Below are 14,121 nucleotides of genomic sequence, written 5' to 3'. Positions count from 1 at the left end.
TGAGGGAATGACCGTAACGGGAGGGATGGAGAAAGTGTGAGGGATGTGCACGGGTAGTGACTTAGTTGTGACGTGAACGAACTTCGCGCTCCGGGGCCGATGCCAGCCGTGGTTGCTACTCCATCTCGGACGCGACGGTAGCGCGGGAGCCTCGATGGAAGGGTATGACCGAACGCTTCTGCTTCTCCTGTACCGAGGACCGCCTCGGCCCTGCGGCGATCAGGACCGCCTTCCGGAGCGTGGCCAGCGTCCCGCCAGCCAGTCCCGAGCTACGGGCCCGGCTGCGCGCCGTGTTCCAGTCCGCGCGCGGATCGTGGCGGTCCGCCCGCTTCCTGGCCGAAAGGGCGGGGGTGGTAGTCGTTCACCTGGCGCTACGTGGTGCGACCTCGACGGCTCCTTGTGCCGTGTCGGCAGCCTCGACAGCGTCAGCGACGTGGAATTCGCCACTGCATCCCGCCCACAGGTCCGACCCCCGGCCTGATCATGATGGGCCCGGCCGCGGCAGGTCGCTTGGTGCTGTGGCATTACCGGGCATGCGCGGCCCGCTGTGGTGTCAGGCAGGGGGCGGCGCCTGGTGTCGATGTCAGGGCACGTTCCACTGGCCGGCGTTGTTGGCGAAGCCGCTGTTCAGGGTGAACTGGATCTTGGTGACCTTTGAAGTGGCCGGAACCTCGAAGGTGATGAATCCCAGTGCGGTGTCGCCGGGCGTGAGGGTCACGCTTCCGCCGAAGCCCGGACCGGCAGACGTTTCCGAAAATGAGGGGTCAAATTGCTGGCCCTGTGTGTCCTTGACCTTCGCGTCATTGTCTGGCGCGTCGTCGAACACCTGAGCGCCGACGTTCTTCAGCCGGAACTGGACAGCTACGAGCCGCTTGCCCGAGTCAGGGCTGGAGAACTCGTCCTTGCCTGCCGCCGGATCGACCACCTTGACGACGGTGACGGCGACTTTCTCGTCTGTCTCAGTGCCGGTCAGAGTGAGGGTGTCGCCCACCGAGGCGACCGACGGCGAGGGACTTACCTGCGGGCTTGGCTGCTGCTGCGCAGTCGTTCTTTGTTCGGGTGCGCTGCTCGTTGGAGTGGTGGAGACCTGCTTTCCGCCGCAGGCGGCCACCGTGGAAGCGAGCAGTACCGCCAGGGGAAGTGCAGCCAGGCGATACATTGTTTCTCCTAGAAGCGCCGAATGTGAAGTTAAAGCCAATAATCCCTCTTGGCGCATGTGGTGCCACAACCAGGCCGCGTACGGGCATATGTCCTCAACGGGTGGACCGCGCGTTGTCGGTCCGGCCGCCGTGATCGTGCTGGTAGGTGCGTCACCGCAGTGTGATGTCTTCGCCGATTGCCTGCTCGCGGGCGCGGGCGAGGATCAAGGCGGTGGCCGCGGCGTCCTGAGCTGCCACGCCGACCGACTTGTAGAGGGTGATCTGGTCCGGTGTGGTGCGCCCGGCTCTGCTGCCGGCGATGAGTTCGCCCAGCTCCGCGTGCACGTGATCGGCTGTGATGAGGCCGTCGCGGATCGGCATGAGCAGGTCATTGCTGCCCGCGGGGAACGGGGCAAGCACGGCCTGGCGCGATTCGACGCACACCAGTGCCTCGGTGACCGTGGCGTCGTCGATCTCCCGGCCGGCCGGGTTGTATCCCACGGACGTGATGTGTACCCCGGGTGTCAGCCAGGAACGGCGGATCACGGGTTCGACGGAGTGTGTCGTGGCGGCGGCGATGTCCGCGCCGTCGAGGGCCTCGGCGTAACTGGACACGGCCTGCACGTCGGCCTCGAGCAGGGCTGAGAGTTCCCCGGCCAGGGCAGCGGCCTTCATTGGATCCCGGCCGGCGACGCGGATCTGCCGGATCGGGCGGACCCGGCAGATCGCCCGGGCGTGGGACCGGGCCTGCACGCCGGTGCCCAGCACGGCCAGCACTGTCGCGTCCTGGCGGGCCAGCAGTCGTGCCGACAGCGCGGAGCAGGCGCCGGTTCGCGCTGCGGTGATGGCCGTACCGTCCAGCAGCGCAGCGGGCTCGCCGGTGTCCGGATCGAATGCCACGATCAGCGCCTGATGTGTGGGCAGCCGTGTCCCGTCGTTGTGCGGGAAGAGTGACACCAGCTTGGTCATGAGTGCCCCGGCCGACGGCAGGAAGCCCGGCATGACTGCGAGGAATCCATCGCGTTCGGGAACTACGGCGGCGACACGGTCGGGTACCGAGGCGCGGCCGGCACTGAGGTCTGCCATCGCCGGGGCCAGGGCATCGATCAGTGAGTCCACGTCGAGCAGGGCCTCGACCTGCGAGCGACCCAGAACAAGCATGCGCCCCAGCCTCCTCATGCCGGCCATCCGGCCAGCGGACTGCACGGCCAAAGCCTCAACCGAACCCCCCATTGCCCTGGCCACGACACGCCGCTCCTCCGAAGCACGTTCTTCCGTACGTGCCTGAGCACAACATCAGCGTGTACGCCGAAAGGAGGCGCAGCACGGGTTGAGGGCGGGCGCGCAGGCACAGCCAGCCCAGCCGTGGGCGCTGGTGGCGGCGCGGTGGGCGGCATGACGCTGCCCGAGGGTCGGCCGCTGCCCCCGGTAACCCGCCCGTATTACCGCGCGGGCCAGGCTGAGGTTCGGCATGGCAGCGCAGATGAACCGCCGCACTCGTGACGACACCACGACCAGCTTGCCCGCTGTCGGAAGATCACGAGGAAACCGCAGCTAGGAGGCATGTATGCGCGCCCTGACCAGCATCCGCACTCCGGACAGGCCGCCCGTCCTGCGGTCGTACGAGCCTCGACCCGGACGACTGTGTCGGACACCTCGACCGACTCCAACAACACGCCCTCGACCGAGGAGAACAGCAGCTCATCCAACTGTGGAAGCACTTCGTTCACGGCGAAGGACTGTCGACCACACCACCGTCCAGCCAGGCGATTCTCGGGCGACCTCAACTGCCATCGCACGAAGATCAACAGTCACCCTGCGTGCACAACCGCACGAAGTGGACCAGAGCCCCACATCGGACAGCAGATGTCGACCTTTGGGAGGCACGAGAGTCCGGCGCTGTTCGATTGCCAGACGCTAGAACAGGTCGGCCGAGGGCCCTGCGTGAGGTTCTCGAGGATCCTGCGCAGCCAGGGGCGGCGCACGGCTGGTAGCCGGACCAAGGTGTGCTGGAACGTTCCCAGGTAGTGGGGGAGCAGCGGGAGTGGGGCGTCACGGGTACGTCCTGGGGTATGCGGCCTGACGCGGGAACCGGCAAGTACGGCTGGGGAGAGACCAGCCACAGCCACACCCCAGCGGCAGGGGCACCGGGTATGCCGACGCAGCCGGGCCGGCAGGAGTCCAGGGCTGGCCTGTCTGGGGATGGACCGGTACGCGGAGGATGTCGACGCCCGCGTCCGGGGAGGCCTGTCCCGGTCCAGCCGGCACGGCTCGCAGCTTCGGGGGGCCTGGCGGCAGCAGGGCGTCGAGCACGCGCTGGACCACGTCCGCGGTCAGACCGTCCGGGACCTGCACCGGCTGCCCTCGGGAGACAGCCAGCAGATGGGCCAGGGCCTGGCCGGCTGCACGCCAGGAACGGCGAACGTCGTCTACGGGCGCGGGGCACCTGAGCACCTCGCGCACTCAAAGCGCGTGTCCGGATCCAGGATTCATCCTCTGCTGAGGTTCTCGCTCGCACCGAGGAACTGCGGGCCCGCCCCCCCCGCAGTGGGGGCGGCCCACCGGCTCGTCGGCGCGGACGTGAGCACGCGCTGCAGGGATGGGTGAGGCGGCCGCCGATGCCGCGGTGTTGCGCTGCCGCGCGGAGTTCGGCGCGAACGTGACGCGCTCCGCGTGCCGGTGCGGAGGCCGCACCGGCACGCGGAGCTGGTTTCGGAGATCGTGGCCCGAACCGTTTCGTCAGCTGACGGAGAACTGGCTGAAGTTGGCGGTGCCGGGACTGCCGGCGTGGGCCGTGGAGAACATGCCCGCGTCCAGGGTGCTGTTCGCCCCGGTCAGTGTCGCGGTTCCGACAGTGGTCCAGGTGGTGCCGTTGGCGGAGTAGGAGCCGGTGACCGACGTGCCGCTTCTGACCAGGCGGAGCCAGACCGGGGCGGTGGTGGCGCTTCCGGTCTTGATGGTGTTGGTGTCGAGGTAGCCGTCACTGTTGGAGTCCGACGACAGGGCGATTCCGTTGCCGGGGGTGGTGGCGAGGACGAGGTACCCGGTGGACGAGCCGGCGGAGGCGATGTTGTTGCGCAGCATCAGGCCGGCTTTGGCCCAGCCATTGGTCTTGTCCTGACTGGTGACGCGGACGGTGACGGTCGAGGATGTTCCAGCGGCCCCGGTCTGGTAGGCGGCGGAGTACTCGTCGTCGTAGGCCGTGCCGGAGCGCCATATGTCGATGCCCGCGTTGGTCAGGGAGGTCACTTGGCCGCTTTGGCTGACGGCGGCCGGAATCGAGCTGTATGCCTTGTAGGGAGAGGTGACGATGCGCAGGTTGCTGAAGGTCGCGCTGCCGGCGGTGGTGCTGTGGGCTGTGTGGATGACACCGGCGTCCTGGGTGGCCGCCATGGACGGCAGGGTCACCGTCGAGCCGACCTGGGTGAAGGTGGATCCGTCGGTGGAGTAGTGGGCGGACACCTGGGTGGCGGTGCGGGTGAGGCGCAGCCAGACCGGTGCCTTGACGGCGGCGGCGGTGTTCGTGAGCTGGTCGAGGTAGCCGTCGGCGTTGGAGTCCCGCTGGAAGCTGACGCCGTTGCTCGGGGTCACCACCACTGCCGCGTATCCGGCGGAGGAGCCGTCGTTCGTGAGGTCATTGCGCAGGACGACGCCGGCCTTGGCCCAGCCGTTGGTGTTGTCCAGGCTGTCGACCCGGGCGGTCACCGACGTGCCGTCGACAGCTGCCCCGTTTCGGAAGACGGTGCCGTACTCGTCGTCGTGCTGTCCGCCGGCACCCCAGATGTCCTGGCCCGCGTCGGTGATCGTGAAGTGGCCACCGCTCTGGCCGGTGTGGGCGGGGGTGGAGGAGTAGGCGCTGTAGGGGGAGCTGACGGGGTCGGTGGTCAGCGGACGGTACAGGGGCTGGATGCCGGCGTTGTCCATGACCGTCTTGGCGGCTGACGGCCAGTTGCCGTTGCTGACGACGACGGTGCCGCTCACCGCGTTGCCGCGGCCGTCGGTGTTGGTGATGATCGTGGAACTGTTGCTCGTCCAGTTGTCGGTCAGGGTCAGGGCGCCGGTGTTGTTGACCGAGGTGCTGTTCTGCTGAGCCCAGCGGCCGGTGTTGCGGAAGACGTTGTTGGTGTCCGTGAAGTTCCGGGAGCCCTCGTCGTGGTAGAAGCCGAACCAACCGTTGTTGTTGTGGCAGTAGTTGCGTTCGAAGGAGCTGCCCGGTGACGCCGACAGGGTGTACATGCAGCCGCCGTCGGTCATCTGCTGCATGAGGTCGTGGATGTAGTTGTCGGTGACGTGGTTGTTCGCTGCGGTGGTCGCCGTCGTGTAGGTGGGCTGGTAGCTGTACAGGCCCCGGTTGACGTAGTCCTGGCTGCCGCCGATGTCGTTGACGCCCCAGCCGTAGCCGATGGTGATGCCGGAGTAGGGCAGGTTGTACACCTCGTTGTGCGAGACGGTCGCGCCGTTCACGTAGGTGACGAGGATGGCCGACATGTCGCGGTACTCCAGCGCCACGTCGTGGATGAGGTTGTTGCTCAGTGTGATGTTCTTGTTGGTCATCCGGCCGTCACTGGGATGATGCGCGTCCGCCTGAAGGCCGCCGACGACGATGCCGCCGCCCGCGTCCTGGGTGAAGACGTTGCCCGTCGCGGTGATGGTGTCGGCTCCGAGTCCCACGCCGGTGGTGTGGGCGTTGGCGTCGTTGCCGATGCCGAGGCCGCTCTGTCCGAGCTGGGTGAACCGGTTACCGGTGAACGTGATGTGGTCGGCGGCCGAGACCTGGACGGCGGAGGGCATCTGGTCCCAGTGGGGGCGTGTCGCCTCGAAGAGCTTGCAGCCGCTCTGGCACGAGGTCAGCGCGTCCGACGGGCGGTCCCAGGTGCCGGAGATGTAGGCGCCGGTCTGCTGGCTGGCGTAGCCGTGGGTGGTGGGGTCCAGCCAGCTGGTGCCCGAGAACTGCAGCCCTGAGAAGGCGATGTGGGTGGCGGGGGAGGAGTAGGTCCCTCCGACGCCGATGAGCGACTCCAGCTTCGGCACCTCGACGTCGGTCTGGCTCATATCCTGCCCGGTGGGCGGCTTGTAGTACAGGGTGCCGGCAGCGGTGTCGAGGTACCACTCGCCGGCCGTGTCGAGGAATTCGTAGGCGTTCTCGATGTAGAGGGGGCCGGCGTGGAAGGGGCTGGTCAGGGTGTCGTAGCCGAACGTGTTGTTGTCCCACGAGGGCTGGGCCATGGTGATGGTGCCGTTGCTGATGTCGGTCACCGGGGCATAGCGGTCGGTGAAGGATCCGATGCCGTGGATCTCGGTCCGGCCGGGGTGCGCGAGGCTGTTGAGGTAGCTCAGTGAGCTGTTCGTGAACGTGTAGCCGCTGGTGGTCGCGGTCAGGTGGGAGCGGGTGACCTCGGCGCGGGCCCTGGTGGCCAGGGTGCCGTCGACGGACAGGTGGCGCGTGTCGAAGCCGGTGCCGACGTCGGCCTTCCAGATGTTCTTGGCCGAGTCCTGCACGGTCCAGCCGGTGGCCTTCTGCGCTCCGGTGATGACGGGGCGGGCGCCCAGCGCGGCCTTCCAGTTCACCGTGTAGCCGCCTGTGCCGGAGTCCGCCGAGGTGAAGGTGAGCGGCGCGGAGAGCCGGTAGGTGCCGTCGGCGAGCTCGACGGTGATGTCACCCGTCATGGCGTCGTTGAGCGCCCGCACCTGGGTCTTGGCCTGGGTGAGGGAACACGGCTGGCTCGCGGAGCAGGCGGTGCCGGAGCCGTTCGGTGCGGCGTAGAGCGTCGTGCCGGCCGCGAAGGCGAGGCCGGCCTGGGTGAGGACTGCCGCGGTCGAGGCAGTGAAGACGGCGGCTGTGGCCAGCCATGATCGGAGATGGTCAGGGACCGATGGACGTATGCGGGTGGTTCGCATGTGGCACCTTCCGGGAGGTTCGGGGGCCCGTGGTGCTCTTGGCGGGCAGGGGAGAGCCCAGCGGCAAGAGGGGAAGGGGTAATAGCGATGTAACATTAGACGTCATACGAATTTCGTCAATAGGTCGCGCGCTGTCGACTCGGCTGGGACCTGGACATGCGAACGCCCCCGGCCGGTTCGGCTCGGGGGCGGGTCGGTGCGGGTGCTTTCAGGAGGCGGGGGAGCCGACGTTGGGCGAGCGACGGCGGCTCCAGGCGGTTTGAATGTGTGCCGCCATGGCCTGCGCGGCCCCGTCGGGGTCCCGGGCCAGCAGCCGCTCGGCGACCGCGTGGTGCTCTGCGTTGGCCCGCTCGCACGCGATCGCGTCCGGTGTGCCGTTGTACAGGAACGTCGTGCGTGCCTGGGCGTGGAGGATCCGGATGATGGAACGGCCGAGCCTGTTGTGGGATGCCTGCAGGATCCGGTCGTGGAAGGCAACATCGGTCTCGATGAAGCGCGCCGGGGCGGCGGTCTCCTCGTCGAGCCGGGCGAGCAGCCGCTCGATGGCTCGCAGGTCTTCGTCGGTGGCCGACTCCGCCGCTTGGGCCGCCATCTGGGCCTCCAGTGTCGACCGGATGTCGACCAACTGGTCGAGGACGACGAGCTGGTCGTCGTGCTGGACGGTCGCGGCGAGCACGACGGGGTCGAGGAGGTTCCACTCCTCGGGCGGGGTGACGGTGGTGCCGTAGCCCTGCCGGGCCAGGACCAGCCCCTTGGCCTCCAGGGACTTGACCGCCTCGCGGATGGTGATCCGGCTGACGCCGAACGTCTCGCAGAGCTCGGGTTCGACCGGCAGGGTCGAGCCCGGGGGGATGCCGCCCGACACGATCGTGTCGGTGAGGCTCTCCATGACGGCCTGCGCCAGTCGAGCCGGACGCTTGGGCCAGGGCTTGAGAACGGGAGGCTCTCCTGTTCCGCCGGTGCTGTCCTTGGCCATGCGGGTCCCCCTTGCTGATACGGATGGCGGCGAGTCTACTGCGCGGAAACTCCTTGACAGCATTCGTATGACGACTTACGTTACACGAAAATTTCGCAGCAGTACTTCCCGCTACAAGGGGTGCAAGCCGTGCACATTGCCGAAGTCGAGAGCCATCCGGTCCGGGTGCCGGGAGCCAGTCCCCCCTTCGTCTGGCGGGACGGACTCCTGGGCAGCCCGTCCGAGGGCGAGGCCGCGGTGCTGCGCATCCGCACGGACGAAGGGGTCGAGGGGGTGGCGATGTCCCCTCGGCGGGGCAGTGGGGTCATCCTGGCGGATCTGCTGGACCGCGTACTGCGCGCGGAGTTGGTGGGGCAGGATCCCCTGCAGCGGGAATGGCTCTGGCACCGTATGTGGGAGGTGGACCGCACGGAGGAGCTGCCGCTCTACCTGCTGGGGCTGGTCGACACCGCGCTGTGGGACCTGGCCGGACGACTCGCCGACCGGCCCACCTGGCAGATGCTCGGCGGTTACCGCACCTCGATACCCGCCTACGCCTCCACTGTCACCTACTCCTCGGTCGAGGAGTACCTGGACATCGCCGACCAGGCCCTGGAGCTCGGTTACCCCGCCATCAAGCTTCACGCCTGGGGTGACGCCCGCCGCGACGCCCGCCTGTCGGTGGCGTTGCGTGAACATGTGGGGGACGACATCCCACTGATGTTCGACGGGTCGGCGGGCTTCGACCTCCCCGACGCGATCCATCTCGGGCACGCCCTCTCGGACGCCGACTACCTCTGGTACGAGGAGCCGATGAGGGAGTTCAGCGTCACCGCGTACAAGCGTCTCGCCGACGCGGTGGCCGTTCCCCTCCTCGTGGCCGAGACCTCCGACGGGGCGCACATGAACTCGGCCGATTTCATCCAGGCCGGCGCCGCCACCTTCGGAGTCCGCGCCTCCACGCAACTGCGTGGCGGCTTCACCGGAGCTATGCGCACCGCCCACCTTGCCGACGCCTACCGGCTGCGCGCTGAGGTGCACGGACCGGAGATCCCCAACCGGCACCTGTGTATGGCCATCTCGAACACCACCTACTACGAGTCGCTGGTCATGGGAAACCCCATCAGCCGCGAGAGCGGCATCGACGCCCACGGCCTGGTCCACGCCCCGACCGGTCCGGGCGTCGCCCTTCCGGCGGGCCTGGACTACCCTCCCGCCCTTCAGGCATTTGTCGACAAGGAGACTGTTACCCCGCCCCGGGCCTGATGGCCGGAGCCCCAAGCCCGAACCGCCTGTCCCGAACACCCCGAATGCGGCGCCTCTCATCGCTGTGCGCCATTTCCTAAGATCTGAGGTCAGTCATGAACGACGACGTTCCGGTTTCCTCCCGCCGCCAGCTCAGACACACGGCCGTCGCCGTCCTGGGCGCCGTCTCCCTGCTCACGCTCGCCGCCTGCGGCAGCGCGGACCCCGCACCGGCGACGACTGCCTCCCCGGGAGCCTTCAAGCCTGTCGCGCAGAAGGAAGGCAGCGAGATCACGGTCTGGGCGGACGCCACCCGGGTGCCTGGCGTAAAGGCGTACCAGAAGGCGCACCCGGACGCGAAGATCAAGATCGTCACGTACAGCGGCAACGCCAACGGCGCCAACGACCTGCAGACCAAGGTCCAGCTGTTCGACCGGACCGGCAGCGGATGGCCTGACGTCGCCTTCAGCGCCAATGTCAACGACGCCAGCTGGGCATCCCAGGGCAAGACCCCCTATGCCGCACCCCTCAACCAGGGCGTGGTCCCCCCGTCCGAGCTCAAGGGCTTCGCCGACGGCGCGCTGGACCCCTGCACCTTCAACGGCAACACCTACTGCCTGCGCAACGACCTGGCCCAGAACGTGCTCTGGTACAACAAGAAGCTCATGGACAAGTTCGGGTACTCCGTCCCGACCACCTGGGAGGAGTACCAGGCACTCGGCAAGAAGGTCGCCAAGGAGCACCCCGGCTACCTGGTCGGAACCGCCGGGGACGCCTGGAGCCCCGAGGTGTACTTCTGGGCGAGCCAGTGCCCTGCCAGCACGGCGACCGGCACCAAGAAGGTCAAGGTCGACCTGCAGGATCCCAAGTGCACCCGGATGGCCAAGCTGCTCGACAGCCTGATCTCCAAGGGCTCGGTCTCCAAGGACACCGTCTTCAGCGCCGGCTTCATCAAGAACAAGGCGAGCAAGGTCCTCATGCTCCCCGGCCCTTCCTGGTACGGCCAGGTGCTCTTCAACTCCACCTTCAAAATCCCCAAGGGGCAGATCGCCGCCGCCTCACCGCTGAAGTTCGAGGGCGACGACAAGAACTACACCGGCAACGTCGGCGGTGGTCTGTGGTTCGTCTCCTCCCACAGCAAGAACCTCAAGGCGGCTTCCGACCTGGTGACCTGGATGGCCACCTCCAAGGCCTACCAGGCCACCGCGGGTACCTATCCCGCGCACAAGCAGGCAGCCGTCGCCTGGCTCGCCGGCCAGCAGAAGACCGGCTACTTCGCCGAGGACGTCAGCCCGGTCTTCCAGGAGGCGGCGGAACTCGTCTGGCCCGGCTGGTCCGCCACCCAGTACAGCCAGGAAGCGATCTACTCCTCCACCGTGATCCCGGCCCTGAACTCCGACAAGACCCTCACCGACACCCTGGGCACCTGGCAGACGGCCATCACCGACAAGGCCACGTCTCTCGGATACACCGTCAACTAGCGAAGCGGACCGATGACCACCCACCTCGCAACGGAGCGGAGCGGCCGCCGCGGCGGCCGCTCGGCCCGCAACCCGGTCGGACGCGCCGGTTACGTCTTCGTCTCCGGCTATGTCCTCCTCCTGCTCGCCTTCGGCGTCCTGCCCACTTGTTACGCGGTGTGGCTGGCGCTGTCCAACTCCCGCAACCAGCTCGTCGGGATCGGCAACTTCACCCGGACGTTCACCGACTACCGCTTCGGACCGGCCTTCCTCCACATCGGCCTGTACCTGGTGGTGTGGCTGGCCAGCCTGATGATCCTGGTGGTGCTGCTCTCCCTGATGCTGCACGGCCGCATGCGCAGAACCTCCACCAGCCTGCGGTTCCTGTTCTACCTGCCGGGTGCCCTCGCCGGGGTGGCGAGCGTCCTGCTCTTCCTGATCCTCCTCGACCCGGCAGCCAGCCCCGTCGGCTGGCTGCTGAAGGGCTTCGGCTGGAACACCCTCGCCCAGGTCAACGCCCCCGGTCACCTGCCGGTGCTCTTCACCGTCATCGCCTTCTGGACCGGGGCCGGCGGCTGGATCGTGGTCATGTACGGCGCGCTCAACAGCATCCCGGACGAGATCCTGGAGGCCGCCCGCATCGACGGCGCCAGCACGCTCCAGATCGCCCTGCGCATCCAGATCCCGATGATCACCAAGTGGATCGCGTACATGCTGATCCTGGCCTTCGCGGCCGGCACCCAGCTCTTCGTCGAGCCGCAACTGGTCTCCCTCGCCAGCTGGGGCATGATCCCCGACAGCTGGTCACCGAACCAGCTCTCCTACCAGTACGCCTTCCAGGCAGGCGACTTCAACGGCGCGGCGGCGCTCTCCGTCGACCTCCTCATCCTGGGCCTCGCCTGCGCGGCGCTCGTCGTCTTCCGTACCGGCCTGTTCGACAGGGACGAAGGATGACCACAGCTCCCACGACCACAGCCCGCCGGACCCCGCCGCCCCGTACCGCCGGCGGCCGCACCAGCCCGAGGAAGCCCATGCGCCCCAAGCGCCGCCCAAGCTCACTGGCCGCCCGGCTGGCCTGGCTCGTCGTCATGGGCCTGTCCACGCTGTTCTTCTGTGTGCCGGTGGTGTGGCTTCTGCTGGCCCCGACCAAGACCGACGGCCAGATCGTGCGGGACAACCCGTTCTCCTTCGGCTCTCTCGGCGCGGTCGCCGACACCTGGCACCACCTCTACGCGTTCCAGGACGGCGCCATCCTCACCTGGCTGCTGAACTCGGCGCTCTACACGTTCGGCGCGCTGGCCGTGACCCTGGTGACGTCGATCCCCGCCGGGTACGCGCTGGCCCTCACCCAGTTCATCGGGCGACGGATGCTGCTCACCGTCACCATGCTCGTGATGCTCATGCCGACGGCCGCGATGGTGCTGCCCCTGTACCTGGGGATGAACGCGGTGCACCTGGACGGCACGATCTGGTCGGTCATCCTGCCCTTCTCCTTCTTCCCGTTCGGGGTCTACCTCACCTACATCTACTTCTCCTCCAACGTCCCCTCCGACCTGCTGGCCGCGGCGCGCATCGACGGCTGCTCGGAGTGGCAGGTCTTCCGTCTCATCGCGATGCCGCTGGCCAAGCCCGTGATCGCCCTGGTCGGCTTCTTCAACTTCGTCGGCAACTGGAACAACTTCTTCCTGCCGTTCGTGATGCTGCCCGACAGCTCGCAATATCCGGCGCAGGTGGGGCTGAACAACCTGCTCGCCGCCTCGCCGCTGTTCAACACCTCCGGCGGCACGGGAAACCCGATCATGCGACCCGAGCTGGCCCTGGCCACCCTGGTGACCATCGTTCCCGTTCTGATCGTGTTCCTCTTCTCCCAACGCGCTCTCGTGTCCGGCATGCTCGCCGGCGCGACAAAGGAGTGAGGCGGCGGCCGCAACCCCTGGCGCCCTTCGTCCACCCAGGGCGCGCCGACACGGAACGGGAGCCACGGAACGGGAGCCGTCGATCGTGCTCAGGGCACCGTCGGTACCGCGTACTGACAGTGCGTCGGAACCCCCGCCCCACCGTCGTGCTGAACCGACGTTCCCTGACATCGGGGGCGTCCCGAGCCGCAGGTCGTGGGGGGCACCCTTCACCGATGCGTCGCAAGGCACGCCCGATCCGGGCTGTCCGGCAACGCGGCCCACACTCACCGGAAGGACCCCGATGAAGCGCGTTGCCCAGACGATCCGCCTGCGGCCGGAACACCGTGACCTGTATCTGCGCCTGCACTCCGCGGTATGGCCGGGTGTCGAGGCCGCGCTGAGAGCCGCGAACATCCGCAACTACAGCATCTTTCTGCGCGAGGACACGCTGTTCGGCTACTTCGAGTACCACGGCGACGACTTCGAGGCCGACATGGCCGCGATCGGCGCCGACGCGGCCACTCAAGCCTGGTGGAAGCTCACCGGCCCCTGTCAGGAGCCCTGGGCGGATACCGGCACCGGGGGCAACTGGTCGGACCTGACCGAGGTCTGGCATCTGGCCCCCTCGGCGACAGCCACCTGACACCCACCTATGGCAAGGAGAAGCGCAGTGAAACTGCTACGAGTCGGCGCGCCGGGCGAGGAGCGGCCCGCCGTCCGCACCGACGACGGCCGGCTGCTGGACGTGTCGTCCGTGACGCCGGACATCGACGGCGCCTTCCTGGCTTCGGGCGGAGTCGACCGGGCCCGCGTGGCCGTCACGGCGGGGGAGCTGCCCGAGCTGGACCCGGCCGGCCTGCGCATCGGCGCTCCCGTCACCCGCCCCGGCAAGATCGTCTGCGTCGGTCTGAACTACCGCGACCACGCCGCCGAGACCGGTGCGGCGATCCCCGCGCGCCCGGTGGTCTTCATGAAGGACCCGGGCACGGTCGTCGGCCCGTACGACGAGGTGCTCATCCCCCGCGGCTCCACCAGGACCGACTGGGAGGTCGAACTCGCGGTCGTCATCGGACGACGGGCCCGCTACCTCGACGGACCCGCGGCCGCGCGGGCCGTGATCGCGGGATACGCGATCAGTCACGACGTCTCCGAGCGTGAGTTCCAGCTTGAGTACTCGTCCCAGTGGGACCTGGGCAAGTCCTGCGAGACCTTCAACCCGCTCGGCCCCTGGCTCGTCACCGCCGACGAGGTCGGCGACCCGCAGAACCTCGGTCTGCGCCTGAGCGTCAACGGCGTGAAACGGCAACAGGGCCATGCGGGCGACATGATCTTCGCGATCGACCACCTCGTGTCCTACCTGAGCCAGTACATGGTCCTGGAACCGGGCGACGTGATCAACACCGGTACGCCCGCAGGCGTGGCCCTCGGTCTCCCCGGCACCCCCTACCTCCGCCCCGGCGACACCGTCGAGCTCGCCATCGACGGCCTCGGCGCCCAGCGCCAGACCTTCGCCCAAGCGTGAAAGG

Annotated in this window: 10 protein-coding genes; 6 read left to right on the top strand and 4 right to left on the bottom strand. The window is 68.0% G+C overall.

Going from position 1 to position 14,121, the window contains the following annotated elements:
• Nucleotides 1-583 precede the first annotated feature (583 nt).
• The 4 genes from QQS16_RS01170 to QQS16_RS01150 all read right to left on the bottom strand — a co-directional run bounded on the left by QQS16_RS01170 (nt 584) and on the right by QQS16_RS01150 (nt 8,013).
• Nucleotides 584-1,159, bottom strand: coding sequence for a DUF4352 domain-containing protein (locus tag QQS16_RS01170; protein ID WP_286059642.1), 576 nt, complete (start codon nt 1,157-1,159; stop codon nt 584-586).
• Nucleotides 1,160-1,310: 151 nt separating this feature from the next.
• Nucleotides 1,311-2,300 (bottom strand): ornithine cyclodeaminase family protein, encoded by a 990-nt coding sequence (locus QQS16_RS01165; protein ID WP_286059640.1) that lies wholly within the window; start codon nt 2,298-2,300, stop codon nt 1,311-1,313.
• A gap of 1,578 nt (nt 2,301-3,878) precedes the next feature.
• Entirely contained in the window at nt 3,879-7,037 is a 3,159-nt protein-coding gene (locus QQS16_RS01155; RefSeq protein ID WP_286059638.1) for a DUF1349 domain-containing protein, read from the bottom strand.
• Between the two features lie 208 nt (nt 7,038-7,245).
• A complete protein-coding gene (locus QQS16_RS01150) occupies nt 7,246-8,013 on the bottom strand; it encodes a FadR/GntR family transcriptional regulator (RefSeq protein WP_286059637.1) in 768 nt (255 codons plus the stop codon).
• A 129-nt stretch (nt 8,014-8,142) separates the two neighbouring features.
• Between QQS16_RS01150 and QQS16_RS01145 the strand changes: the two genes are divergently transcribed.
• The 6 genes from QQS16_RS01145 to QQS16_RS01120 all read left to right on the top strand — a co-directional run bounded on the left by QQS16_RS01145 (nt 8,143) and on the right by QQS16_RS01120 (nt 14,117).
• The gene (locus QQS16_RS01145; RefSeq protein ID WP_286059636.1) at nt 8,143-9,258 is read left to right on the top strand and encodes an enolase C-terminal domain-like protein; all 1,116 of its coding nucleotides are present in this window, start codon (nt 8,143-8,145) and stop codon (nt 9,256-9,258) included.
• 95 nt (nt 9,259-9,353) lie between these two features.
• Nucleotides 9,354-10,718, top strand: coding sequence for an ABC transporter substrate-binding protein (locus QQS16_RS01140; RefSeq protein ID WP_286059634.1), 1,365 nt, complete (start codon nt 9,354-9,356; stop codon nt 10,716-10,718).
• Between the two features lie 12 nt (nt 10,719-10,730).
• Nucleotides 10,731-11,651, top strand: coding sequence for a carbohydrate ABC transporter permease (locus QQS16_RS01135; protein WP_286059633.1), 921 nt, complete (start codon nt 10,731-10,733; stop codon nt 11,649-11,651).
• 77 nt (nt 11,652-11,728) lie between these two features.
• A complete protein-coding gene (locus QQS16_RS01130) occupies nt 11,729-12,613 on the top strand; it encodes a carbohydrate ABC transporter permease (RefSeq protein WP_286066174.1) in 885 nt (294 codons plus the stop codon).
• 283 nt (nt 12,614-12,896) lie between these two features.
• The gene (locus QQS16_RS01125) at nt 12,897-13,238 is read left to right on the top strand and encodes an L-rhamnose mutarotase (RefSeq protein WP_286059632.1); all 342 of its coding nucleotides are present in this window, start codon (nt 12,897-12,899) and stop codon (nt 13,236-13,238) included.
• Between the two features lie 27 nt (nt 13,239-13,265).
• Nucleotides 13,266-14,117, top strand: a complete 852-nt coding sequence (locus QQS16_RS01120) for a fumarylacetoacetate hydrolase family protein (RefSeq protein ID WP_286059631.1) — start codon at nt 13,266-13,268, stop codon at nt 14,115-14,117.
• The last annotated feature ends 4 nt before the right edge of the window (nt 14,118-14,121 follow it).

The sequence above is a fragment of the Streptomyces sp. ALI-76-A genome, assembly GCF_030287445.1.
GTDB lineage: Bacteria > Actinomycetota > Actinomycetes > Streptomycetales > Streptomycetaceae > Streptomyces.
Note: the sequence above shows the minus strand (reverse complement) of the source record. Positions and strands in the feature narration are given on the sequence as shown.

Excerpts from the sequence above, each read along its gene's own strand:
- QQS16_RS01170 (WP_286059642.1), bottom strand. The coding sequence starts at position 1,159 with ATGTATCGCCTGGCTGCACTTCCCCTGGCGGTACTGCTCGCTTCCACG.
- QQS16_RS01165 (WP_286059640.1), bottom strand. The coding sequence starts at position 2,300 with ATGCTTGTTCTGGGTCGCTCGCAGGTCGAGGCCCTGCTCGACGTGGAC.
- QQS16_RS01155 (WP_286059638.1), bottom strand. The coding sequence starts at position 7,037 with ATGCGAACCACCCGCATACGTCCATCGGTCCCTGACCATCTCCGATCA.
- QQS16_RS01150 (WP_286059637.1), bottom strand. The coding sequence starts at position 8,013 with ATGGCCAAGGACAGCACCGGCGGAACAGGAGAGCCTCCCGTTCTCAAG.
- QQS16_RS01140 (WP_286059634.1), top strand. The coding sequence starts at position 9,354 with ATGAACGACGACGTTCCGGTTTCCTCCCGCCGCCAGCTCAGACACACG.
- QQS16_RS01135 (WP_286059633.1), top strand. The coding sequence starts at position 10,731 with ATGACCACCCACCTCGCAACGGAGCGGAGCGGCCGCCGCGGCGGCCGC.
- QQS16_RS01130 (WP_286066174.1), top strand. The coding sequence starts at position 11,729 with ATGCGCCCCAAGCGCCGCCCAAGCTCACTGGCCGCCCGGCTGGCCTGG.
- QQS16_RS01125 (WP_286059632.1), top strand. The coding sequence starts at position 12,897 with ATGAAGCGCGTTGCCCAGACGATCCGCCTGCGGCCGGAACACCGTGAC.